The following is a 22,571-nucleotide window of genomic DNA, read 5'->3' as shown; positions in this document are numbered from 1 at the left end:
GTTGCATAAATCTTGTTTAGGAAAGGAGGTGAAAATGAAAGATAATGATCTTAATAAAAATTCTCATAAAGCATATGATTTGCAAGAAGGAAATAGGATGAGAGATAGTGAAAAATGGCGTAAAACGCAAGAAATGATAGATGAACAGTTTTCGAAAGATTCATCATTTGATAATGAAAGAGTAAATGCATTAGGAGCTCCATTGCTTGGTGATACTCGTGATTTATTCCGTCCAGCTTCTCGTGATATTCCAGCGCAACCTGGAGTATACAAGTGGCGTGATGGCGAGGGGCGAGTTATTTACGTTGGAAAAGCAAAAAATTTACGCAATCGTTTAGCGAATTATTTTCAACCTCTTTACCAACTTCATCCTAGAACTCAATCTATGGTTCTTACAGCTCGCAGTTTGGAATGGACTGTTGTAAGCACTGAATTTGAGGCTCTTACACTTGAATATACTTGGATTAAAGCTTTTAATCCTAGGTTTAATGTAGTTTTTCGTGACGATAAAACATATCCTTATGTTGCAGTTTCGCTAGAAGAAACTTTTCCAAGAGTATGGATTACTAGAAATCGTAGTGCGCGGCATGCTAGATATTTTGGTCCGTATGCAAAAGTGTGGCCTCTTCGTCATAGTTTAGATTCTTTACTTAAAACTTTTCCTATTCGCACATGCTCATCCTCTGTTTTTAACAAAGCTCATAGGACTGGTAGGCCTTGCTTATTTGCTTCGATTGGTAAATGTTCAGCTCCTTGTATAGGAAACATAGATCCTAGCGAACATCGCAAGATGGTAGAACATGTAGTTGGCATACTTACAGGCAGTGTTGGAGAGTCTTATATTTCACAAATTAAGAACGAGATGAAAGAAGCAAGTGAAGAGCTAGAATTTGAGCGTGCAGCTAAATTGCGTGACGAGATTGCTGTTTTGAACACTATTTTGCAACAAAATGCAGTTGTGTTTGACAATGATGTAGAAGCAGATGTTTTTGGATTCTGCGGAGATGAGCTTGAAGCGTCAATTCATGTATTTTTTGTCAGAGCTGGAATGATTCGTGGAGAGAAAAATTGGTCAGTAGAACGAAATGAGCATATCAGTGACAGTGATCTTATAGCTGATTTATTAACTCGCGTATACGCAGAATATGAGCAAAATTACACACAAAACCATGAAGATACTATTAGCATTAAGAAAGTTCGCGACGCTGTTAGCTCTACGCAACAAGCTACTGCAACTGATGTAATATTGCGAGCACAAGCTACTAAAACTCGTCGTGAACGTCAAGAGAGAACAGGTCGTGAGGATTTACTTGCTCCTATTTCGCCTGTTCCTCGTGAGATTATAGTTCCAATTAAAATTTCTGAAGAACGTAAGCAAGAGCTTGAATTGTGGCTTAGCAATATTCGTGGTTCTCAAGTAAGTATTAGAGTTGCAGAGCGCGGAGAAAAACGTGCTCTTATGGATCGTGCAAACGATAATGCTAGTCAGGAATTGAAACGCATAAAATCTAGCCGTATTAACAGCATAGATATGAGAACAGAAGCTATGAATGAAATAGCAAAAGCGCTTGGAATGAGTAAATCTCCTTTGCGAATTGAATGTTATGATATCTCAAATACAGTTGATGGCAGTTATCAAGTTGCTTCTATGGTTGTTTTTGAAGATGGTGTTGCTCGTCCTAGTGAGTACCGTCATTTTGCGGTTCGAGGTGAACACGGTGATGGTAAAACAGATGATTTAAGTGCTGTTTATGAAACATTATTGCGAAGGTTTAAGCATAAAGATGTTTATGCAGAAGATAAGCTTGATACATTAGATGCATCAGATACATCTGACTCATCTGACATTAATATTTGTGATTCCAACAGTATTTCTAATAAGCATTTTTCAGGTAATTCGTTGACTAGTGCGCGGCATTTTGCTTATAAGCCTCAATTAATTATTGTCGATGGAGGAAAAGAACAAGCAAAAGCTGCTAAAAGAGCTATGGAAGATGCTGGCGTAAGTGATATTACTGTTTGTGGTTTAGCTAAGAAGCTTGAAGAAGTGTGGCTTCCTGACGAAGATTATCCAATCATTTTTAAGAGAAGCTCAGAAGGATTGTATTTATTGCAGCGCGCTAGAGATGAGTCTCATCGTTTTGCTATTTCGTATCATCGTAAATTGCGAAGAAAAGGTTCATTGCATTCTACTTTTGATGCTATTCCTGGAATTGGATCAGTGTATCGTAAACGTTTGCTTGCATTTTTTGGTTCAATAAAATCTTTGAAAAATGCTTCATTAGAAGATTTGCAAAAAGTGCCTGGAATTGGTGAGAATAAAGCAAAAGCTATATACAGTGCTTTGCGTAAAAATAATGATGAATTACTATGAGTCGCAACTCGTCAGCATAGGGCACTAGCCTAAGAAGTATGTCTCAGGAAATTGAAATTGGTTTGGGCAAAAAAGCCCGAGTTGCATATTCGCTTGACGATATTGCTATTGTTCCTTCGCGTCGCTCGCGTGATCCTCAAGCTGTATCTACTGCATGGCAAGTAGATGCTTATACGTTTGATATCCCAATTATTGCTGCTCCGATGGATTCGGTTACTAGCCCGGATACTGCGATTGCAATTGGTCAAATGGGTGGTCTTGGAGTTCTTGATCTAGAAGGTTTATGGACTCGATATGAGAATCCAGAACCTTTGTTAAAAGAAATAGCTGAGTTGCCGTCAAACATTGCAACCCGCCGCATTCAGGAGATTTATACTGAGCCGATCAAACCAGAATTGATTGCAAAGCGTTTGCATACAATCAGAGATGCTGGAGTGACAGTAGCAGGAGCTCTTTCTCCACAACGCACGCAAGAATTATATAACACTGTTCTAGAAGCTGGTGTTGATTTATTCGTGATTCGCGGAACAGCAGTATCTGCGGAACATGTTTCTAAAGATCATGAACCTCTTGATTTAAAGAAGTTTATTTACGATCTCGATGTTCCTGTTATTGTTGGAGGTTGCGCAGATTATACTTCTGCTCTTCATTTGATGAGAACTGGAGCTGCAGGTATTTTAGTTGGATTTGGCGGCGGAGCAGTATCCGCAACCATGAATACTTTAGGTGTGCAAGCACCTATGGCTACTGCTATTGCGGATGTTGCTGAAGCTCGTAGGGATTATATGGATGAATCCGGCGGCCGTTACGTGCAAATTATTGCTGATGGAGGAATGGGTAATTCCGGCAGCTTTATTAAGGCTCTTGCAGTTGGAGCTGACGCAGTTATGCTTGGTACTCCATTAGCTCGCGCAACTGAGGCTCCTGGTCATGGCACTCATTGGGGTGCTGAGGCTCGTCATTCATCACTTCCTCGCGGGATGCGTTCAAATGTTGGCACTGTGGCTCCGTTAGAGAATATTCTTTTTGGCCCAAGTCATGAAGCAGATGGTACTACAAACTTTGTTGGTGCATTGCGCAGAACAATGGCTTCTACAGGTTATGTTGATGTTAAGAGCTTCCAGCGTTGTAGCGTAGTATTTAACCCATTCCATCAGGATATTCGTTAGTGTTATAAGTATGATGCTTATTGCATAAAATATGGCGGTTCAGTAATTTGTTCTGAGCCGCCATTTTTGTTTTCAAAATTGTTATATCTATATGAACATTCTATTGATTTATGCATAAATATGATTTTTAGCTATATTTGCTATTCTCTTAAACCGTAATGTGTATAATTCAACACGCATAAAATCGTTTATTTTCAATAAAAATGACGAATATTTTGTAATTTATCCACATTTTTATTAATTACGCAGTTAGAGAAAAATTACGTTGTAAGCTTTTATCTAAACTCGTTTAGTTTGTAGAAATATAAACTTAACAAGTTTTAAATAACAACAGTTTTAAATAATTGTTAAAACAGGAGAGAAATATGAAGATAGATTTTGCTGATGCCTATGGCATGGATGATAACGATTACAGTGATGATGAGCTGAAAGATAAGTCCTCAAAGACTAAGAAAAACAATGACGAGGATCCTCCACATGTTTTCTGTAGACCTCGTATTAGCTTGCCTGTATATGAGGGTGAAGTTAGTGTTGGTTTTTCTCGTGAATGCTTGAAATACCATGTTGGAATGTGTTATTTCGACAGTAGAGATGAGCAGGCTTTTGTTAATTTAGCTTTAAAAACTTGTCAAATTGCTTGTATAGCTGCAGATATTTCGAGAGGTAGGCCTATTTCTCCAGCAATGTCGCAGCTTCTAACAAAAAGTTGTATTACTAAATTAACTAACATGTGGAAACTGATGGATGAGTATTTCACTGATAATAACGATTCGGAAACTCGCTCTGCTGTGCGTAGTTTTCCTGCAGTTCCGAGTTTGTTTAATGGAATGTTAGTCAGCCCGAATCATTTTGAAGGTGTTGTGCGCATTTGTGCAGGACCTGTGAAATACTGGGCGTCGTTATCTTTGGAATTGAAAAATAATCGTTGGATTTGCACGTATGCAGATCTAGGATAAAATCGTCGCTTATAGTAGGTAGCTGAAATAAGACATCTATGATAATGCGTTTGAAGACTTATGTACATATATTCAAATAAATATGAGCCCCTTATTGCTTGATTTGCTGATTTTTCAACAATTTTAGCAATAAAGGGGTTCACTTTTGTAAGATTAAACATTCTAACTTGTACGACTTGTAGAATCTAAGTTTTTTCCCAGTGTTTGTTTGTAAATGACAATATTAAGTATTATTTTTTGTACTTCGTGCAGTCGTGTCGATTCTGTTATCAAGTACAATAAATAATATGCTCCGAGAATTTGCTGTAGAAGCCATTCACCCAACTCAAGACGGTGATACCATTTATTCCTTACTCGCCAATCGTGCTATGCGTAGCCCACAAGACTTGGTTGCTCAATGGCAAGACGATGAAACTCGTCGTTGGCATGATGTTACTTCATCTGAAATGCTCGCGAAAGTTCGTGCAGTAGCTCGAGGCTTAATAGCGCTCGGAGTTCAGCATGGCTCCAAAGTTGTTATTTACTCTGCTACATGCTATGAGTGGGGTGTTGTCGATTTTGCTTGTGCATGTATTGGTGCTGTAAGCATTCCTATTTATGAAACAGATTCAGCATTGCAGGCAGCTGACATTATCGATGAAGTTAAGCCAGTTATTGCTTTTGCTGGAGACGATGCGCATGCTCAATGCTTAGAGCGTGTTCGTCAGGATCATAAACATATAACTTTGAAAACCGTATTTAATTTCAAAGCTGGTGGCTTGGAAGCCGTTGTTGATTTTGGTAAATCTACTACTGATGATGAGCTTAATAAAGCTGTTGATGCTGTTAAGGCAGATGATTTAGCTACTATTGTTTACACTTCTGGTTCGACTGGTAGACCTAAAGGCGCAATGCTTTCAAATCGTAATTTTACGCATATTGTTTTTGCTGGTTATGATGTTCTTAACGATATGTTATGCAAGCCAAATCGTTTGCTTTTATTCCTTCCATTGGCGCATTGTTTTGCTCGGTACATTCAATATGTTGCTATTGGTGCTCACGGTGTTATTGGATATGTGCCTAATGCTAAGCATCTTTTGGCTGATTTGCGTAGTTTTAAGCCTACGTATTTACTTGGCGTGCCTAGAGTTTTTGAAAAAGTTTATAATGCTGCGTCACAAAAAGCTGGTGCTGGTATAAAGGGTCGTATCTTTGCTAAAGCTGTAAAACATTTCATTCAATGGTCTCGCGACAATGTTGAAGGTAAAACTCATTCTCTTGCTGCACGCATGAATCATGCGATGTATATGAAAACAGTTGGCTCGTCTATTCGCTCAGCTTTAGGCCCTAATCTTTCATGGTTGGCCTGCGGTGGAGCTCCAATGGATGCTGATTTGGCTCATTTCTTTAATGGTCTTGATGGCATTACTTTTATTCAAGGCTATGGAATGACTGAAACTGCCGCTCCTTGTGTAGTTAATTTTGAGCATGCAAATCAAGTTGGATCTGTAGGTCGACCTGGTCCTGGTATAGCTATCCGTCTTGCTGACGATGATGAAGTGCTTATTAAAGGTCCTAACGTATTTATGGGATATTTCAATAAGCCTGAGCTTACTGCAGAAGTTATTGACGAAGATGGATGGTTGCATTCAGGCGATCTTGGCTCAATAGATGATGAAGGATTCTTGTCTATTACTGGTCGCAAAAAAGATATTATTATTACTGCCGGTGGCAAGAATATAAGTCCTGCTCCTATGGAAGGTATTATTGCTCAATGCCCATTAGTTTCTCATGCTGTAGTAGTGGGCGATGGTAAGCCATTCGTTTCTGCTTTAATTGAGCTTGATCCAGATATGGTTCGTTCTTGGCTAAAGAATAAGGGCATGGATGTTAACCTTACTATGAGTGAGATTGCTACTAACGAAGCAGTGCGTTCAGTAATTCAGCAATTTATTGACCAAGCTAATAGTACTGTTTCTCGCGCTGAGTCTGTTCGTAAGTTTGTTATTTTGCAAGATGAATTTACTCAAGATGCTGGAACCTTGACTCCAAGTATGAAGATTGTTCGTCCGAAGATTCTTGCTCGCTATGCTGATATTATCGAAACGCAATTGTATGCTCCAAAGCCTAATACTCGTCCTTTGCCAGCAACTGTAAAGATTCTCGATAAAACTACTGAGACTGTTAAGCAAGCACAGGAGACTGTTAAGCAAGCTCAGGAAGCTGTAACTCCTCGAGTACGTCAAGCTATCGATCAAGCTGCGAATCATTTGAAGCGTTTTGGTGAAGAATCTTCATCAGATTCCTCTTCGACATCGCATAGTGATCATAATGAACATGTCGAGTAAAAAGCTTACATATTTGTAGTTGTTTTCGTTATTTCTACTTACATAAAAGAAAGAGTAATCGAGTGTCTATTAGAAAAATTCGTATTGTTCCGGATCCCGTATTGCGAACTCCTTGTGATGAGATTCGTGAAATTACGCCAGCTGTGAAACATTTAGTTGATGATTTATTGGAAACGGTAAATGACCCAGGTAGAGCTGGATTGTCTGCTAATCAGATTGGTGTAAGTTTTAGAGCTTTTTCTTACAATATAAATGGTCGAATCGGCTATATTTTAAATCCCGTAATTGAAGAGCTAAAAGGTGAACAGTACGACGACGAGGGTTGCCTTTCTGTTCCTGGATTATGGTACAAAACTAGGCGTGCAAATTATGCTAGAGCTTGTGGAATTGATTTAGATGGTAAGACTGTAGTGCTTGAAGGTGAAGGTCTTATGGCTAGAATGATTCAGCATGAGTGTGATCATTTAGATGGTCATATTTATTTAGATAGGCTTGAAAAGGACGTGCGCCGTCAAGCGTTGCGTGAGTTGCGCAATAATATGCGTAACTAAGTTTTAGTTTTTATGCTTTATGCGTAAATAATTTTTTAAAAATTATCGGCGTTTTTGTTGCTTTTATCACTACAAGAATGCCGATTTTTAGTATTGAGCATCTGATATAATCGCTCTTTGCGTGTCCATTTTGAGCATGAGTATTGCCGCGTTGTATGATTGCTCGCTTTTTATTGTCTACACGGATTCGCAAATACGCGCCATGTACGCGTCCGTTCGTGTCGGTCGGCTTGGATTTAGACATGTGTTAACCAAGTTGCATGCGAACAGACATGGCCAGGAAATAACCGACAAGAAAGGTATATAGATATGGCACAGATTACCATGAGCGAAATGCTGAAGGCTGGTTTGCACTTCGGTCATCAGACTCGTCGCTGGAACCCAAAGATGAAGCAGTTCATTCTTACCCAGCGCAATGGTATTCATATCATCAATTTGTTCAAGTCTCTCGACATGATCGACAAGGCTTATGACTTCATCAAGCAGACTGTTGCTCACAACGGCACTGTTCTCTTCGTGGGTACTAAGAAGCAGGCTCAGGAAGCTGTACAGAATCAGGCAACTCGCGTAAACATGCCTTATGTTTGCGAGCGTTGGCTTGGTGGTATGTTGACTAATTTCCAGACTGTTTCTACTCGCGTAAAGCGCTTGAAGGAACTTGAGGAAATGGACTTTAGCGATGTTCGTGGATCCGGCTTGACTAAGAAGGAACTTTTGCTTCTCGAGCGCGAGAAGGACAAGCTTTCCAAGCAGCTCGGTGGTATTCGCAACATGAACCGCACTCCATCCGCCATGTTCGTTGTTGATATTAACAAGGAAGCTTTGGCTGTTGAAGAAGCTCATAAGCTTGGTATCCCAGTTGTAGCAATTGTTGATACCAACACTGATCCTGAGGCTGTTGAGTATCCAATTCCTGCCAACGACGATGCTATTCGTGGCATTGAGTTATTGACTAGCTTGATGGCTGATGCTGTAGCTGAAGGTTTGCTTGAGCATGCCGGTAAGGGCGCTAAGTCTGAAGGTAATGATGCTCAGCCAATGGCAGCTTGGGAGAAGGAATTGCTCACCAAGGAAGGCGAAGCTGAAGCTAAGCCTGCCAAGGAAGAAAATACTGAGGCAAACGCCTGATAAGCTAATTTGCAACCAGATTCTTATTTAGAAGCTGCAAAATCCAATTGATTTTGCTTTTTGCAGCTTTTAAGAATCATATTGATACGAGGAGAACAAAATGGCAGCAATTACTGCAGCGTTGATTAAGCAGGTGCGCGAAGAAACTGGCGCCGGCATGATGGACGTTAAAAAGGCTCTTACTGAAGCTGAAGGCGACGTTGCCCGCGCTAAGGAAATCATCCGTGCTAAGGGTATTCAGGCAGCTGGTAAGCGTGAAGGTCGTAAGGCTCAGGAAGGTACCGTCGCTTCTAAGGTTGTTAAGTCTGCTGAAGGCGAAACTGGTTACGCAGTTGAGTTGAATTCTGAAACTGACTTTGTGGCAAAGACACCAAAGTTTGTGGAATTCTCAAACACTGTTCTTGACCATGCTGTTGAAGCTAATGCTTCTACTGCTGAAGAAGTACTTGCAGCCCCAGCTGATGGTGCAACTGTTAAGGAATCGGTTGAAGAAGCAGCAGCTTTGTTCGGCGAGCATGTCAAGGTTGGTCAGGTTGCTAAGGTAAGCGGTCCACACGTTGAGATTTACGCTCACAAGAAGTCTGTGGAATTACCTCCAAGCATCGTTTCCATGATTGCTACTGACGAAGCTGGTGCAAAGGTTGCTCACGAAGCTGCTTTGCAGATTTCCGCTATGGGTGCGCAGTGGCTTCGCCGTGAAGATGTTCCAGAAGAAGTTTTGGAATCTGAGCGTCGCGTTGCAACCGAGAAGTCCTTAGCTGAAGGCAAGCCAGAGAAGATTGTTCCAAAGATTGTTGAAGGACGTATGAACGCCTTCTTCAAGGAAACTGTACTTCTCGAGCAGGCATACGTTAAGGATCCATCCAAGAGCGTTGGTGACTTGTTCAAGGAAGTTGGCGGCACCGCTCTTGCCTTTGCTCGCGTTGAGGTTGGCAAAGGTGCTGCTGAATAAGCACTAATTATATAAGAATTTATTTTTGTTCTTGTATATAGGGTTGCGTGCACAAGTTGTGCGCAACCCATTTTTATATTCATTGTCCAGCTTAACGTGCGTTTTGAGTGTCGTTATTGATAGATAAACTGACAAAGATATACCTCATTCGCCGTTATGACTGGAGGAATCTGTATGGCTATTGCACAAACGGATGAAGGAAAGTCCCGTAGGGTTTTATTAAAGCTTTCTGGAGAAGCATTCGGTGGTGGTGCTGTTGGTATTGATACTCATGTCATTCGTAGGATTGCTGGCGAAATAGTAGCTGCAGTGAATCAAGGCGTTCAGGTTGCTATTGTTGTCGGCGGCGGTAACTTCTTTAGGGGAGCAGAACTGCAGCAAGCAGGTATTGATCGTAGCCGTGGCGATTATATGGGTATGTTGGGCACTGTAATGAACTGCTTGGCTCTTCAGGATTTTCTTGAGCAAGCAGGGCAAGCAACTCGCGTACAAACTGCTATTACAATGGGTCAGGTTGCAGAACCTTATATTCCGTTGAAAGCAATTCGTCACCTTGAAAAGGGTCGTGTGGTTATTTTTGGTGCTGGTGCCGGAATGCCATATTTTTCTACTGATACTGTTTCTATTCAACGTTCATTGGAAATTCATTGCGATGAAGTTCTTATGGGCAAGAATGGTGTGGATGGCGTATATAGTGCTGATCCTCGTAAAGATTCTACTGCTCGTAAGTTCCTAACATTAAACTACAAGCGCGCTATCGTTGATGGTTTAGCTGTTATGGATGCGTCTGCGCTTTCTATGGCTCGCGATAATAATCAAAAAATTCGTGTGTTTGGTCTTGAGGGCGAAGGTAACGTAACTAGTGCTCTTGTTGGAGAATCTATTGGCACATTAGTGTCTAATGCAGAGCCAACATTTGCTTAAATATTATAAAGGAGAACACATGTCAGCAATAATTGATCAAGCCCGTGAACAGATGAATAAGTCTGTTGAAGCTACTAAAGAGAATTTTATGGGTATTCGCACCGGTCGTGCTAATCCTGCTTTGCTAAACGGAATTATGGTTGATTATTATGGTGCTCCAACTCCAATTAAAGCTGTTGCATCTATTGGTGTTCCAGAGCCTAGAACTCTTTCAGTTACGCCTTTTGACGCTTCTCAAGCGAATGCTGTTGAAAAGGCTATTCGCGATTCTGATTTAGGTGTAAGCCCTAATCGTGATGGCAATGTTATTCGTGTTACTATGCCAGAGCTCACGGAAGAACGTCGCAAGGAATACGTCAAGCTTGCTAAGAATAAAGCAGAAGAAGGCAAAGTTGCAGTTCGCAATATTCGCCGCAAAGCTAAGGAATCTATTGACAAGTCTGTTAAAGATGGTGAACTTGGCGAAGATGAAGGTGATCGTTTACAAAAAGAGCTTGATAAAGTAACTAAGCAAGTTACTGATTCTTTAGACGTTTTGCTTGAAGGTAAGCAAAAAGAAATTATGGAAGTCTGAGATTTTTGTAGTTTCAAACTGAATGGGTGCCGTATGAGTCAAATAAAACAGCATAATTTTGTCAATGAAGTCAGTAAAGCAAATGCTGAAAAAACTGCATCAGAAGTAGGATTGTCTTCTGACAAAGCAGATACTGCTACACATGGCACCCATGAAACTTTAAGTGATATTAATCGTCGCACAGGCAGGAATATGCCTCAGGCAATTGCTACCGCCGCAGTACTAGTTGTTGCAATTGTTTCTTGCTTAATTATTAGCATTGATGTCTTTATAGTGCTTATGGCCATTTTTATGGTTCTGGCATTGTGGGAATTACATGTTGATTTTGCAACTCTCGGTTTGCGTATTCCTTTCGTGACGTTATCAATATGTTCGCTTGTAACTATTTTTGCAACATACTATGCAAAATGGCATGCTGTTGCTATGGCTAGTGGAATTACTGCATCTTTGCTTCTTACAGTAATTTGTGCGACTCTTAGCAGTACTATTTCAGATAGAACGATGCAAGCTGTAGAAAAAAAGCTCGATGGTTCTAACCGCTCATCATACGAACATACTTTATTTACGAATACGTCTGTTTCGCTATTCGTGGTGTTGTACATTCCACTTTTAGCTTCTTGCATCGTATTAGCTCTTACAAATACAAAATACGCAGTTGCTCACGCTATGCTTTTGGTATTTTTACCTGCATTAAGTGACACTGGCGGATTATTTGCTGGTGCATGGTTGGGCAAACATAAGCTTTCTCCGCGAATCTCTCCTAAGAAGTCTGTAGAAGGCTTAATAGGCTCAATGCTTTTTGCAATTATAGGAGCATATGCAATTATTGCAGGTTTTTATGGTTCCTCTTGGTTCAATTTCTGGTGGATGCCATTAGTCATGGGTATTTCTTCTGGAATTATTGGCACATTCGGTGACTTGTGTGCTTCTATGCTTAAAAGAGATATTGGTATTAAAGACATGGGACATTTGCTAAAAGGTCATGGTGGTGTTCTTGACCGAGTAGATTCTATTTTGCTGTGCGGTCCTGTGCTGCTTGTGCTTTTGCAACTTGCTCATTTCTGAATTTATCTGTCGCAATCGTGGGCTTAGACTAATATCGACGCCATGACAGTCTGTTTTATTCCGTCGCCAAGTATTTCGCAATTTTCTCTTGGCTTTGTAAACATAAAGTTTTACGCTCTTAGTATTCTTGCCGGTATTTTGATTGCAATGTGGATTACTACGCGTCGATGGAAGCGTCTTGGAGGAGATTTTAACCAGATACTTGATCTTGTTTTAGTCAGTCTTCCTGCTGGAATAATTGGTGCGCGTTTGTATCACGTTATTACAACTCCAGAAAAGTTTTTTGGCTCTAATGGTGATTTTTTAGAAATTTTTAGAATTTGGAATGGTGGTCTAGGAATTTGGGGCGGCATATTCTTAGGCGCATTGGCTGCTTGTGTATTATGCAAGTATCGTAAATATCCTATTGGATTACTAGCTGATTGTGCAGCTCCTGCAGTGCTTATTGCTCAAGGTATAGGAAGATTGGGGAATTGGTTTAATCAAGAACTTTACGGAGCTCCTACTAACTTGCCATGGGGTTTGAAGTTAAATTATGATACCACTCAAGCAATAGGTCATAGCGAAAGATGTTATGATGGGTTAACGTGCCCAGAAGGCACATTATTCCATCCAACATTTTTATACGAGATGATTTGGAATTTCATCGGTGCTGCATTGCTTATTTATTTTGGCAAAGTTATAGCTAAGAAATTAAAAGCCGGTTCCGTATTCGCACTTTATGTTATGTGGTACACAATCGGACGAGTATGGATTGAGGCATTGCGAATTGATTTTTCACATGTTTTCTTAGGTGTTCGCATTAATGTTTGGGTTTCTATTATCGTATTTATTTGTGCAACTATTGTTTTTGCTTTGCTGCAAAAGAGTGCTAGTACTCGTGAGTCTCTTGTTGAACGACTTATAGATATAACTTCAGACGAAAGAGAACGTGAGTCTCAGAATACTTCTAGTAAATAAGATTCAAGTATTTGAAAAAGCAATTTTAAAAATTTTGTTTTTATAAAACTAGTCGCTTGCATTTTCTAGAATAGTACACATGAATATACAAATAGCACCTAGCATTCTTTCCGCAGATTTTTGTAATCTTGAGCGTGACCTTGATGCAATATCTAATGCGGATCTTGTTCATGTCGATGTAATGGATCATCACTTTGTACCTAATTTGACTTTGGGTGAACCAATTGTTAAGCGAATTTGTGAGGTTACTAAACTTCCAGTTGACGTACATTTGATGATTGAGGATCCAGATCGTTGGGCTCCAGAATACGCTAAGCTTGGAGCTGCTTCTGTGAGTTTCCATATGGGTGCTACTCATGCTCCAGTGAGATTAGCTCGTCAGCTTCGCGATATGGGTTGTAAAGCTTGCTTTGCTGTGCGCCCTGCGGAACCAGTTGAACCTATTTTCGATATTCTTGATGAATTCGATATGGTTCTTATTATGACTGTTGAGCCTGGTTTCGGTGGACAGAAGTTCTTAGCTAATCAAATGAATAAGGTTCGCCGTTTACGCGACGAAATTACTCGTCGTGGTCTTAATACTCATATTCAGGTTGATGGAGGAGTTAGCCCTTCGACTGCAGCAATAGTTGCTGAAGCTGGTGCTGATGTGCTTGTTGCAGGTTCTGCAGTTTATGGAGCAGAAAGTCCTAAAGAAGCGATTGAAGCTATTCGTAATACTGCAAAGGCTGCTTGGCGCGAATAAATATTAGATGTATGTTGGGGACATGAAATATGTCCCCAACATGTTAAGTATTGCACAACAAGCGAGTTTTTTTGATGCGAATATATGCTGATTAATTGAGTGATTTCGTATGAGGAAGATATTATGACTAAGTTCGCTATTAATCAGGAATATAGTCCTGAAGCAATGAATCGAGTTTTGACGATACCTAATCTAATCAGTTTTTTGCGCATATGTTCAATTCCTTACATTGCTTGGCTTATTACACAGCATCAGATGACTTTTGCTCTTATTGTTTTAGCAATATCTGCGTTTTCTGATTGTCTTGATGGTTATATTGCTCGTACTTTGAATCAAGTTAGTAAGTTGGGTCAAATCCTTGATCCTATAGCTGATCGTCTATTGATTTTTTGCAGTACGTTAGCTTTAGCTGTTGCAATGATTATCCCTTGGTGGGCACTTTTATTAGTAGTATTGCGTGATGCTATTATGGCTGTACTTGTAATAGTACTTGCGCAAAGAGATTATGGTCCTTTGCCTGTTAACTTTGTAGGTAAAGCTGGCACAGCACTTCTTATGCTTTCAATTGTTTCTTTAATGATTGTTTATGCTGTACCTACTGAGTCTATGCTCGTACTTTATGCTGCTGCACTTGCATGTGGAGTGTGGGGTATTGCTCTATATTGGTATGCTGGTCTGCTTTACTATATGCAAGCTTATTTGTTACTTGCTAAGTCAACAAAAACTAAATAAGGCGTGTACGCACATATGACTAAGCAAGATGAATTTGTTAGTTTAAAAGATAGTATCAAAGATTTAGATGTAAAACATACGTCTCATAAAAGCACTATGCCAATGTCTTTTGCTGCTCCTGATGGGATGTCGCTGACTAGGCGTAGGGCATTATTTTCGCACTCATTTACTGGTATTTCAACGCATCATGTTGTAATGTCTTCCAGTGGTTTTGCTCACAATCATGATCGTAGACGTTATATTGACGATTATGCTTTGCGTCTTATTGATGATTTAACTAATCGTCCAGTTGATCCAATGTTTATGGATGCAAGATTAAGTAAACAACCTGTTAAACCGTTTAATCTGTGGTTCACTAGAGCTATAGTATTTTTATTGTGTGTTTCTATTGGTACTGTTGGGAGCCAGTTTGTTCGCAAATTGCACACTGATCCTAGAAAAGCAATACGTTCTTCATTAGCTAATGAGTTGTCTGGCTATACGTCTCGTTTCGATAAGCTTGTAGAAGAAGTAACGTCATTGAGAAATAACGTAGATCATGAGTCGCAAAAAATTACTACGCCTGAAGAGGATGAAGTTAGTAAATCAGATGATATGGTTAATGGCACTCATGCTGTAGAAGGTTCTGGGATTACTTTGACTATTGCTAATCCTATTTCTGCTTCGAGCGATGTGAATAGCGGTTCTTTACCTCGCGAAAGTAATGGCGCAAGAATGCGATTAGTTACAGATCGTGATATTCAACAATTTGTGTCATTATTGTGGGAAGCAGGTGCTGAAGCTATTTCTGTTAACGGGCATAGACTTGGAGCGCAAACTTCTATTCGTGTTGCTGGTCAAACTATTCTTATTGGAGTTAATCAAACTCAAAGTCCATATGTTATTGAAGTTATTGGCGATTCTGATGATTTAATTAAACAATGTAATGATATGAAACGCATGAAATGGTACGCATCTTTAGTTAATGCAGGCATTAATCCACAGGTTTCACCTTCGAGAGTTATACGACTCAGTGCAGCAAACACAGGCGATATTAGTTTTGCCAATGAGAGAATTAGGAGATAAGCATGGCAGCGATTTTTGGATTAATTTTGGGAGTATTAATTGGAGTTGTTGTTCATCCAGATATTCCTATTGTCATTCAACCTTATTTACCTATTATGGTCGTTGCAGCACTAGATGCGTTGCTTGGTGCTGCACGTGCATATTTTGAAAGAAACTTTTCGGATAAAGTTTTTGTTATTTCATTCTTCTCAAATGTTATAGCAGCTACGTTGCTTGTTTTGCTTGGAAATCAGCTTGGCGTAGGTGCGCAATTACAAACTGCAGTTATCGTTGTTTTAGGAATTCGTATTTTCTCTAACGTTTCTGCAATTCGTCGTTTCATCTTCAGGAGTTAGCATATGGTTTCAATGTTTTCTCATTCTCCACAAGATGATGATATTCTTCATAAAATGCGTCGTCAAAAATCGCATGATCGTGAAAGTGATGAAACTCAAACTGGATCTTTCCCAGCAGTTCATCGTAAAGTAAAATCTTCACTAAGCGGTCACGTTACTCGAGCGCGTATATTTACGGGTTTTTTAATGATGTTGCTCTGCGCTTTATTAGGTTTTGCGTACATGATTCAAGTTAATCGTAGCAACTCACTTTTGTATGAAACAATGAGCGAAGAAGAATTGACTCGTCTTATTACAGAAACTCATTCTCAAATTCAGAGTTTGGAAAGCCGAAAAAGTGAATTAACAGGTCAGCTTAATTCGTTGCGTGAAGCAGTAGATAAACAAGATGAAGCTCGTCGTATTGCTCAGCAGAATGCTCAAGCAAATGGTCTTATTTCTGGACGTCTGCCGGCAGTAGGTAAAGGTATTGTAGTTCACATTACTGCAGGTGAAAAAGAGAATATTGATGCCGCTACGATGTTTCAGCTAATAGAGGAATTGCGAAATGCTGGCGTAGAAGTTATGTCTATTAACGATGTAAGAATAGTTACTTCAAGCTATATTTCGCAAACTAAACATGGTCTTATATGCGACAATATTATAATTGATCCTCCTTATATTGTGAAAGCAATTGGTGACCCTCAGAATTTGCAAAATGCTGTTAATATTGCAGGCGGTGTTGGGTCGCGTTTAAAAATTAAATTTGGTTCTTCTGTAATGGTTTCAGTGCCTGATGAAGTAGAAATTACTTCGACACGCGAACCAAAACAGTACGAATATGCAAAACCAGTCGAGTAACAAGGTAGAATAGCAAGTATGACTGAACCGATTCCTACAGCTGGCGAAACCACTATTATTGGTATGCCAGCTATTCATATTCCAATGAATACAACTTCAGATCGTCCTATGCAGCAGGATGATTTTGATACTATAGCGAAATTACTTCCTGGTACTGCGTTGTTGATTTCAACTAGGGGAGCAGTGTCTGGTTCTCGCTATCTTCTCGATGAAGATTTAGTAACAGTTGGACGTGATTCGCATGCTGATATTTTGTTAGACGATTCTACCGTTTCGCGTGCGCATGCAGTGTTTAAGCGCCATAATGGCGTGTTTAGCATTTCAGATTCTGGAAGCCTAAACGGTACGTATGTAAATCGTGAACGTGTTGATGAATCAGTGCTGCATAATGGCGATGAAATTATGATTGGCAAATTCAGACTGGTATTTTTCGCACATGACGCAGTCACAGTCCGATAATGTGATTAATGCAGTACAGGGGGAGCTTTTTAACTTTTCCTTGTCTGCTGATCACGCTTCAGGATACCGTGGTAGTGTCGCTATGAAGGTTGCCGGTATTACTTACCGGCAACTCGATTATTGGGCTCGTAAAAGCATTATAGAGCCTTCAATTCATGCATCTAGCGGTTCTGGTTCTCGTCGTTTGTATTCTTTTAAAGATATTGCGATTATGGCTGTAGCTAAAAGGCTGCTTGATGCTGGTGTTAATTTAGTTAATGTTACTACGGCTATTATTTTTCTTAATCGATACTCAGAAGAACGTTTGAGAAGTATGACTATTATTTGTGATGGTCAATCTGTTCAAGAGTGCGATGAGAATCAAGATAATATGCGTCGTATGCTTGCTTCTGGTTTAGCAGTATTTGCTATTGCTGTTGGTCGCATTGTTTCTAGAGTGGAAGAGGACTTATCTTCTGAAAATTCTGTTGATGCTACGCAAGTTGAAGAAAAAAGTAGTAAGTCTACTCGCAAATCTTGTTCAAAACCTACTTCTCATACATCTTCAAACTCATGGAGTCTTGTTCAGGAAACGTGGGGATAATGGCATGTTCGTAGTTGTTATTATCGCTGTTATTTGCTGGTTTGCTTCAGTATCATTGTTTTTATATAGTTTATTTGCTTGCGTACGTTTTTTAGTAAAATTTCGAAAAAATGCTTATTTGAAATCAAATAGTATTAGCAATAGTGATAAGAGAAGTTCTATTGGTTTAATGCCTTGGAGTATTGTTATTACGCATTGTTGTGGGCTTCCTTGCGCAATGCTTGCATACATGCTTTTGCATATTGTTCGCGATTTTGGATTTGTTTGTGATGATTATTGGTTATTAATGAGATCAACGCTGATTGCGTCATATGCGATTATTATCGCGCTTATTTTTGCTAATATTTTTGCAATGCTATTTTGTGCGTACCGAAGTTGCAAGTCTTAGATTATTTAGCAAGAAGTATATCGTAGGGATATTATTTGATAGTAGTGTGAGACTTTGTTGGTTGCGTTTGATTATTATCTCTAATTTGACATAACGTACATTATCGGATAAATATCAAGTAAATCTAGTCAAATAATAAGCTCAACCGGCAGAAACTGTGCAGCGTTGTAAAGAAACTGTCGTTTTCTCACTAAAAAACGACCGAAACTTTACGAGGGTGTAAAGAAAAAGCCGTTACGACAAAAATTCTGATTAGATTAAGCGAAATATTCGCAAATTGCAGTGTTTAATTCGTTTACGCTATCAATAATTCTGTAAGATCCGTGTGCTTCAAGCTCGCCAGGCTCAGCATAGCCCCAAGCGCATCCCAAGCAATCCAAGCCGCAATCTTTTGCTCCGTCAGCATCAGTCCAGCGGTCTCCAACCATCAAAGCTCTGTCGCCTTTTTCTGGATTGTAATCAATCACATCAAAAACATAACGAATAACTTGAGTTTTGCTAATACGCGACATATCTTTACTCGCGCCATAAATTCCGTCAAGATACTTCGTCAAACCAAAATATTCGCAAATAGGCTTTACTTGATATTCTGGCTTGCAAGATGCGGTTGCTAAATAATATCCAGCTTCACGAAGTTTTGTAAGTTGCTCAAGTATTCCATCGTATACTTTGTTAAGTAGGCATCCTGGAATTTTTTTACCAGGATTATTAGGATCATCAAAAGTTGCTACTTCAGAATAATACTTGCGATACGTAGCAAGTCCCTTTGCTAGCAGCGATTCAGGCACATTATTGCGTTGAAGAGATTCTAAAATTGAAGGACCTATAAAACGGTGCATTTCAGCATCGTCCGGAATAGGCTGTTTCAACTCTTTCAATGCAAGCTTTGCGCAAGTAATAATACCAGCATCTGACTTTGTTAATGTGCCATCAAGATCAAGCAGAATAATGTGACGACTAGTACATCCTGAAGACACTGAGAATTCACTCATAGTCAGGAATCCAGCCCTCATGATGCATTTTTAGACGCTTGTCTAGTAAAGTTTTTAATTCTTCTTCACTACGACGTTCAAGCAGCATATCCCAATGCGTCCTAGACGGCTTGTTGAAATCATCATCTGGGCGATCATCGTCGCCTTCGCGATGTGCAATCGTGCCGCAGCGGCATTCCCACTCTTCAGGAATTTCTGCGCCTTGAGCAAAAGGAAGAATCGTGCGATGCCCCTTTGGGCACACATACACAACATCATTTCGTGCAGCGAAATCTACATTATCGTCAGATTCCAATGATTTCGCACCAATGCTCATACCGCGTAAACTGCGTTCTGCCATAGTATCTCCTTGTGTAGTACTTTATAAAATTACCGAATTGCACGGACTATATATATAAAAACGATTTATATATACAAAATACATGCGTTTTATTTGTATATGCTCATACTTATACATCTGAGTATGCTACAACTCCACGGTTTAATAGTTTTGCAGCTTCATAAGCGCATGAAGCAAGATTTTTATCTACGCCATCTATAGCTTGTAAATATTCTCCTGTTGCAAAAAGTTGAGTAAGTAAATCAATAAGACGTTTAGTTTGACGCACGAAATCTCCTCCAGTGCTGTCGGTATTGCGCAAAACTTCAGCTAGATCAGCACCATTAGCCCAATCGTACATAATATCTACAGCACCAAATTCAAGCGGTCTTAACGCTGGCAAATGAGCGTCTGCGCATAATGCGCTAGTACGCATAAATAATTCTTTCATTCGCAATACTGTATTAAATATCGCGCCATCTTTGCCGCCTGGATATCGTCTAGGTTCTCCCCCTGCAGGTCCTCTAGATTCATAAACTAATGCAGACAAGCACGATAATAATTCAAGCGGCGAAAGATCATTAAAAATTCCTTCGCAAATAGCTTCAGCAAATACAATGTCTAGTTCGTTATACAACCTTCTTAACAATTGACCGCGCTCAGTAAGGTGCAAAATTTGGTTTTGTGAAGAATCTTCAGATTGTAAATAATCCAAACTGTACAATACGTCACAAATATGGTCAAAAGTTCTAGCAACAGAACCAGTACGAGATTCGTAGCGTTCACGTACTTGATCAAGTTCCTTATGTTCTCTAATCCAATGGTAGCCCCAACGCAAATGTTGTTGAATATCTGCACAACCTGCACACGGATGCGTTCGCTCAGCTTCTCTAAGATTTGCAATAACATCATCCAACGCTTTAAACGCTGCTGTGCGTTCTGCATCTGTGCGGAATAAAGTATGTTTAAGTTTACGGCGTTGATCGTGTTGAGCTTCTTTAAGCTTCATGCGTAATTGTAAGAATTCAGCAAAATCTCCATGTTCGCAGTGGAATGCTTCTTCATAGCCTTTAAGAGCTGTTTCAAGTTCGTTCATGCGATTATGTAAACGTTCAGCAGAAGCATTAGCTTCCCATTGAGCAAAAGAACAATCTAGTGTTGTTCTAGCAGTGTCTGCATCGCTTGAGTTCAGCAAATTAACTGCCATATTAAACGTAGGAACGAAGCTGGAATGTAGCGGGTATACGCGTTTACTAGAAAGTGCTGCAGCTTGTTGAGGGACGAAATCAGCATGATCTACAAGAATTGCGTAACCAATATCGTCAATTCCACGTCTTCCAGCACGACCTGTAAGTTGCGTAAATTCTCCAGGCGTAAGAGGTACATGCCCAGTGCCGTCAAATTTTACTAGCTTTTCTACAACAACGCTTCGAGCTGGCATATTTAAGCCTAAAGCAAGTGTTTCTGTTGCAAAAACAACTTTAATAAGTCCGCGTTCAAATAGTGTTTCAACAATGTGACGGAATAATGCAATCATACCGGCATGATGTGCTGCAAATCCTTGTTCGAGAGCAAAACGAAAACGTTCAAAGCTTAAAGCGTGTAAATCTTCTTTAGAAAGTTGATTTGCAACCATACTGTCGACAATTTTACGTATTTCGTACATTTCTTCATCAGAGGTAAGTATTAATCCTGCGTTTAAACATTGTTGAACAGCTTGATCGCATCCGGAACGAGAGAAGATAAAATAAATTCCTGGCAGCATTCCTAGGTAATCTAATTCGTCAATAACAGCCCAGCGGCGAGGAGTATGTCGTTTCGCGCATTTATCTAACTGTGCAACTCCCCCGTTAACTCTGTGTTTCTTACCTTTTCTGTAACGGTATTTGCTATCGCTGTAAGATTCTTTACGGCGACGAGCTCGGTACTCGAATTCATTAAGTTTCCTAGTCAATGCAGGGTTAACGCGCTTAGTTACGTTTCCATTATTGTCATGGTCGTATAAATCGAGTAACTCAGGCTCAGTTGCAGAATCCTCTTGAATAACAACATGTCTTTCTAAAGGCACAGGTCTGTGTTCGTCGACAACCAAATGAGTTTCTCCACGCACTGATTCTAGCCATGCAGAAAAATCTTCAACATTTGAAACAGTTGCAGACAACCCAATAATTTTCACCGATTTCGGAAGGTGAATAATAACTTCCTCCCACACAGCTCCGCGGAATTTATCTGCAAGATAATGAATTTCGTCAAGAACGACAAAACCTAAAGATTGCAACGTAATCGAATGCTCGTAAAGCATATTTCTTAAAACTTCAGTAGTCATTACAACAATGTCTGCTTCAGGATTTACAGAAGTATCGCCAGTTAATAACCCTACTCTGTCTGAGCCGTACAGTTCGCAGAAATCGTGATATTTTTGATTACTTAAAGCTTTAATAGGTGTTGTGTAAAAAGCTTTTACATTGCGATTTTGCGCAAGAAATACAGCAAAATCCGCAACAACAGTTTTACCAGCTCCAGTAGGAGCAGCAACTAAAACATTATTGCCATTTTCTAGTGCATCAATAGCTTCAAGTTGAAAATCATCAAGTTCAAAAGACAAAGAACGCTCAAATTTAGATGCCATCGAGTGCTCGTGCTTCATTATATTTTTAAAAGCTGCGAAACGTTGTGAAGGAGATAATACTACATCATTCTCATTGCAGTCAGTTGGATTGCCTGATTTATTTTTGCAGTCTTTTTTCTGTGATAAATGAGACATAAAAAGTATTAGTCGCTTTCTTATATGCTATAGCTGAATGTCTTCTTCGCGAAGAGATTTTTTATCCCAATGCTGCCATATTTTACGGTGATTTTCGCGAATTTTTTGATGACGCTCAATAACTTTTGTGTGCGTTCGCTCATATCGATTCGTTGCATCTTTAATAGGAAGTGTAAATAATGGATCTCGAGGATTTTCATTATCTTCTTTATTTGGTTCATGCAAACGTTCAAATCTAGAAGAAACGTCTTCGGAAATACCAAAACAGACCTTAGCTATTTTTATTGCGCTTAAAATGACAATAACAACTCCTAGCGCTACCATTATCAGCATAAAAACTGTTATGAGTAGCCAAATCCACCAAGGCAT

At 39.7% G+C, this 22,571-nt stretch carries 23 protein-coding genes; 19 read left to right on the top strand and 4 right to left on the bottom strand.

What is annotated here, in order from left to right:
• Positions 1-34 precede the first annotated feature (34 nt).
• From uvrC to HXT41_RS01705, 19 genes are all read left to right on the top strand, one after another.
• Positions 35-2,374 carry an excinuclease ABC subunit UvrC gene (gene uvrC, locus HXT41_RS01795; protein ID WP_116431667.1) on the top strand — a complete coding sequence of 780 codons (2,340 nt, stop codon included), beginning with the start codon at positions 35-37 and terminating at the stop codon, positions 2,372-2,374.
• Positions 2,375-2,412: 38 nt separating this feature from the next.
• A complete protein-coding gene (locus tag HXT41_RS01790) occupies positions 2,413-3,543 on the top strand; it encodes a GuaB3 family IMP dehydrogenase-related protein (protein WP_064622111.1) in 1,131 nt (376 codons plus the stop codon).
• Positions 3,544-3,908: 365 nt separating this feature from the next.
• The gene (locus tag HXT41_RS01785; protein WP_004108888.1) at positions 3,909-4,499 is read left to right on the top strand and encodes a hypothetical protein; all 591 of its coding nucleotides are present in this window, start codon (positions 3,909-3,911) and stop codon (positions 4,497-4,499) included.
• A 287-nt stretch (positions 4,500-4,786) separates the two neighbouring features.
• Positions 4,787-6,826, top strand: a complete 2,040-nt coding sequence (locus tag HXT41_RS01780) for an AMP-dependent synthetase/ligase (protein WP_076002885.1) — start codon at positions 4,787-4,789, stop codon at positions 6,824-6,826.
• 62 nt (positions 6,827-6,888) lie between these two features.
• Positions 6,889-7,377, top strand: a complete 489-nt coding sequence (locus HXT41_RS01775; RefSeq protein WP_004108893.1) for a peptide deformylase — start codon at positions 6,889-6,891, stop codon at positions 7,375-7,377.
• A gap of 309 nt (positions 7,378-7,686) precedes the next feature.
• The gene (rpsB, locus tag HXT41_RS01770) at positions 7,687-8,505 is read left to right on the top strand and encodes a 30S ribosomal protein S2 (RefSeq protein WP_032842488.1); all 819 of its coding nucleotides are present in this window, start codon (positions 7,687-7,689) and stop codon (positions 8,503-8,505) included.
• Between the two features lie 100 nt (positions 8,506-8,605).
• Entirely contained in the window at positions 8,606-9,457 is an 852-nt protein-coding gene (gene tsf / locus HXT41_RS01765) for a translation elongation factor Ts (RefSeq protein WP_076002884.1), read from the top strand.
• A gap of 174 nt (positions 9,458-9,631) precedes the next feature.
• Positions 9,632-10,381, top strand: a complete 750-nt coding sequence (pyrH, locus tag HXT41_RS01760; RefSeq protein WP_004108906.1) for a UMP kinase — start codon at positions 9,632-9,634, stop codon at positions 10,379-10,381.
• A gap of 19 nt (positions 10,382-10,400) precedes the next feature.
• Positions 10,401-10,955, top strand: a complete 555-nt coding sequence (gene frr, locus HXT41_RS01755) for a ribosome recycling factor (RefSeq protein ID WP_004106603.1) — start codon at positions 10,401-10,403, stop codon at positions 10,953-10,955.
• A 33-nt stretch (positions 10,956-10,988) separates the two neighbouring features.
• Positions 10,989-12,020, top strand: a complete 1,032-nt coding sequence (locus HXT41_RS01750; RefSeq protein ID WP_116994705.1) for a phosphatidate cytidylyltransferase — start codon at positions 10,989-10,991, stop codon at positions 12,018-12,020.
• Positions 12,021-12,062: 42 nt separating this feature from the next.
• Complete coding sequence (lgt, locus tag HXT41_RS01745) at positions 12,063-12,980, top strand: prolipoprotein diacylglyceryl transferase (protein ID WP_103013865.1); 918 nt, start codon at positions 12,063-12,065, stop codon at positions 12,978-12,980.
• A 79-nt stretch (positions 12,981-13,059) separates the two neighbouring features.
• Positions 13,060-13,725 carry a ribulose-phosphate 3-epimerase gene (gene rpe / locus HXT41_RS01740; protein WP_103013866.1) on the top strand — a complete coding sequence of 222 codons (666 nt, stop codon included), beginning with the start codon at positions 13,060-13,062 and terminating at the stop codon, positions 13,723-13,725.
• 123 nt (positions 13,726-13,848) lie between these two features.
• Positions 13,849-14,457 carry a CDP-alcohol phosphatidyltransferase family protein gene (locus tag HXT41_RS01735; protein ID WP_103013867.1) on the top strand — a complete coding sequence of 203 codons (609 nt, stop codon included), beginning with the start codon at positions 13,849-13,851 and terminating at the stop codon, positions 14,455-14,457.
• 15 nt (positions 14,458-14,472) lie between these two features.
• Positions 14,473-15,522: a DUF881 domain-containing protein gene (locus HXT41_RS01730; protein WP_081378935.1), complete on the top strand. Its 1,050-nt coding sequence runs from the start codon at positions 14,473-14,475 to the stop codon at positions 15,520-15,522.
• A gap of 2 nt (positions 15,523-15,524) precedes the next feature.
• Positions 15,525-15,857 (top strand): small basic family protein, encoded by a 333-nt coding sequence (locus tag HXT41_RS01725; protein ID WP_004106615.1) that lies wholly within the window; start codon positions 15,525-15,527, stop codon positions 15,855-15,857.
• 3 nt (positions 15,858-15,860) lie between these two features.
• The gene (locus HXT41_RS01720; protein ID WP_004108919.1) at positions 15,861-16,697 is read left to right on the top strand and encodes a DUF881 domain-containing protein; all 837 of its coding nucleotides are present in this window, start codon (positions 15,861-15,863) and stop codon (positions 16,695-16,697) included.
• 18 nt (positions 16,698-16,715) lie between these two features.
• On the top strand, positions 16,716-17,156 hold the full coding sequence (locus HXT41_RS01715) for an FHA domain-containing protein (RefSeq protein WP_004108920.1): 441 nt from the start codon (positions 16,716-16,718) through the stop codon (positions 17,154-17,156).
• Positions 17,134-17,739, top strand: coding sequence for a MerR family transcriptional regulator (locus HXT41_RS01710; RefSeq protein WP_102703127.1), 606 nt, complete (start codon positions 17,134-17,136; stop codon positions 17,737-17,739). The genes HXT41_RS01715 and HXT41_RS01710 overlap by 23 nt, the downstream gene beginning before the upstream one ends.
• A gap of 118 nt (positions 17,740-17,857) precedes the next feature.
• Complete coding sequence (locus tag HXT41_RS01705) at positions 17,858-18,127, top strand: hypothetical protein (RefSeq protein WP_231130938.1); 270 nt, start codon at positions 17,858-17,860, stop codon at positions 18,125-18,127.
• 257 nt (positions 18,128-18,384) lie between these two features.
• On the opposite strand, the gene HXT41_RS01700 is transcribed toward HXT41_RS01705, so the two are convergent.
• The 4 genes from HXT41_RS01700 to HXT41_RS01685 form a co-directional block, all read right to left on the bottom strand.
• On the bottom strand, positions 18,385-19,119 hold the full coding sequence (locus HXT41_RS01700) for an HAD hydrolase-like protein (RefSeq protein WP_012914194.1): 735 nt from the start codon (positions 19,117-19,119) through the stop codon (positions 18,385-18,387).
• Positions 19,112-19,459: an RNA polymerase-binding protein RbpA gene (locus HXT41_RS01695; RefSeq protein WP_004106625.1), complete on the bottom strand. Its 348-nt coding sequence runs from the start codon at positions 19,457-19,459 to the stop codon at positions 19,112-19,114. The genes HXT41_RS01700 and HXT41_RS01695 overlap by 8 nt, the downstream gene beginning before the upstream one ends.
• Before the next feature lie 109 nt (positions 19,460-19,568).
• Positions 19,569-22,202 (bottom strand): DEAD/DEAH box helicase, encoded by a 2,634-nt coding sequence (locus HXT41_RS01690; protein WP_064622069.1) that lies wholly within the window; start codon positions 22,200-22,202, stop codon positions 19,569-19,571.
• A gap of 27 nt (positions 22,203-22,229) precedes the next feature.
• Positions 22,230-22,571 carry a hypothetical protein gene (locus HXT41_RS01685; protein ID WP_064622067.1) on the bottom strand — a complete coding sequence of 114 codons (342 nt, stop codon included), beginning with the start codon at positions 22,569-22,571 and terminating at the stop codon, positions 22,230-22,232.

This window comes from Gardnerella sp. DNF01189 (assembly GCF_049244195.1).
GTDB lineage: Bacteria > Actinomycetota > Actinomycetes > Actinomycetales > Bifidobacteriaceae > Bifidobacterium > Bifidobacterium swidsinskii.
The sequence above is the reverse complement of the archived record's forward strand: the minus strand, read 5'-3'. Positions and strand labels throughout refer to the sequence as shown.

Bases quoted from the DNA above. Each gene is read 5' to 3' on its own strand.
- rpsB (WP_032842488.1), top strand. From the start codon at position 7,687: ATGGCACAGATTACCATGAGCGAAATGCTGAAGGCTGGTTTGCACTTC.
- HXT41_RS01695 (WP_004106625.1), bottom strand. From the start codon at position 19,459: ATGGCAGAACGCAGTTTACGCGGTATGAGCATTGGTGCGAAATCATTG.
- HXT41_RS01780 (WP_076002885.1), top strand. From the start codon at position 4,787: ATGCTCCGAGAATTTGCTGTAGAAGCCATTCACCCAACTCAAGACGGT.
- tsf (WP_076002884.1), top strand. From the start codon at position 8,606: ATGGCAGCAATTACTGCAGCGTTGATTAAGCAGGTGCGCGAAGAAACT.
- HXT41_RS01700 (WP_012914194.1), bottom strand. From the start codon at position 19,119: ATGAGTGAATTCTCAGTGTCTTCAGGATGTACTAGTCGTCACATTATT.
- HXT41_RS01750 (WP_116994705.1), top strand. From the start codon at position 10,989: ATGAGTCAAATAAAACAGCATAATTTTGTCAATGAAGTCAGTAAAGCA.
- HXT41_RS01690 (WP_064622069.1), bottom strand. From the start codon at position 22,202: ATGTCTCATTTATCACAGAAAAAAGACTGCAAAAATAAATCAGGCAAT.
- rpe (WP_103013866.1), top strand. From the start codon at position 13,060: ATGAATATACAAATAGCACCTAGCATTCTTTCCGCAGATTTTTGTAAT.
- HXT41_RS01715 (WP_004108920.1), top strand. From the start codon at position 16,716: ATGACTGAACCGATTCCTACAGCTGGCGAAACCACTATTATTGGTATG.
- HXT41_RS01785 (WP_004108888.1), top strand. From the start codon at position 3,909: ATGAAGATAGATTTTGCTGATGCCTATGGCATGGATGATAACGATTAC.
- uvrC (WP_116431667.1), top strand. From the start codon at position 35: ATGAAAGATAATGATCTTAATAAAAATTCTCATAAAGCATATGATTTG.
- HXT41_RS01725 (WP_004106615.1), top strand. From the start codon at position 15,525: ATGGCAGCGATTTTTGGATTAATTTTGGGAGTATTAATTGGAGTTGTT.
- HXT41_RS01685 (WP_064622067.1), bottom strand. From the start codon at position 22,571: ATGCCTTGGTGGATTTGGCTACTCATAACAGTTTTTATGCTGATAATG.
- pyrH (WP_004108906.1), top strand. From the start codon at position 9,632: ATGGCTATTGCACAAACGGATGAAGGAAAGTCCCGTAGGGTTTTATTA.
- HXT41_RS01735 (WP_103013867.1), top strand. From the start codon at position 13,849: ATGACTAAGTTCGCTATTAATCAGGAATATAGTCCTGAAGCAATGAAT.
- HXT41_RS01720 (WP_004108919.1), top strand. From the start codon at position 15,861: ATGGTTTCAATGTTTTCTCATTCTCCACAAGATGATGATATTCTTCAT.
- HXT41_RS01790 (WP_064622111.1), top strand. From the start codon at position 2,413: ATGTCTCAGGAAATTGAAATTGGTTTGGGCAAAAAAGCCCGAGTTGCA.
- frr (WP_004106603.1), top strand. From the start codon at position 10,401: ATGTCAGCAATAATTGATCAAGCCCGTGAACAGATGAATAAGTCTGTT.
- lgt (WP_103013865.1), top strand. From the start codon at position 12,063: ATGACAGTCTGTTTTATTCCGTCGCCAAGTATTTCGCAATTTTCTCTT.
- HXT41_RS01730 (WP_081378935.1), top strand. From the start codon at position 14,473: ATGACTAAGCAAGATGAATTTGTTAGTTTAAAAGATAGTATCAAAGAT.
- HXT41_RS01710 (WP_102703127.1), top strand. From the start codon at position 17,134: ATGACGCAGTCACAGTCCGATAATGTGATTAATGCAGTACAGGGGGAG.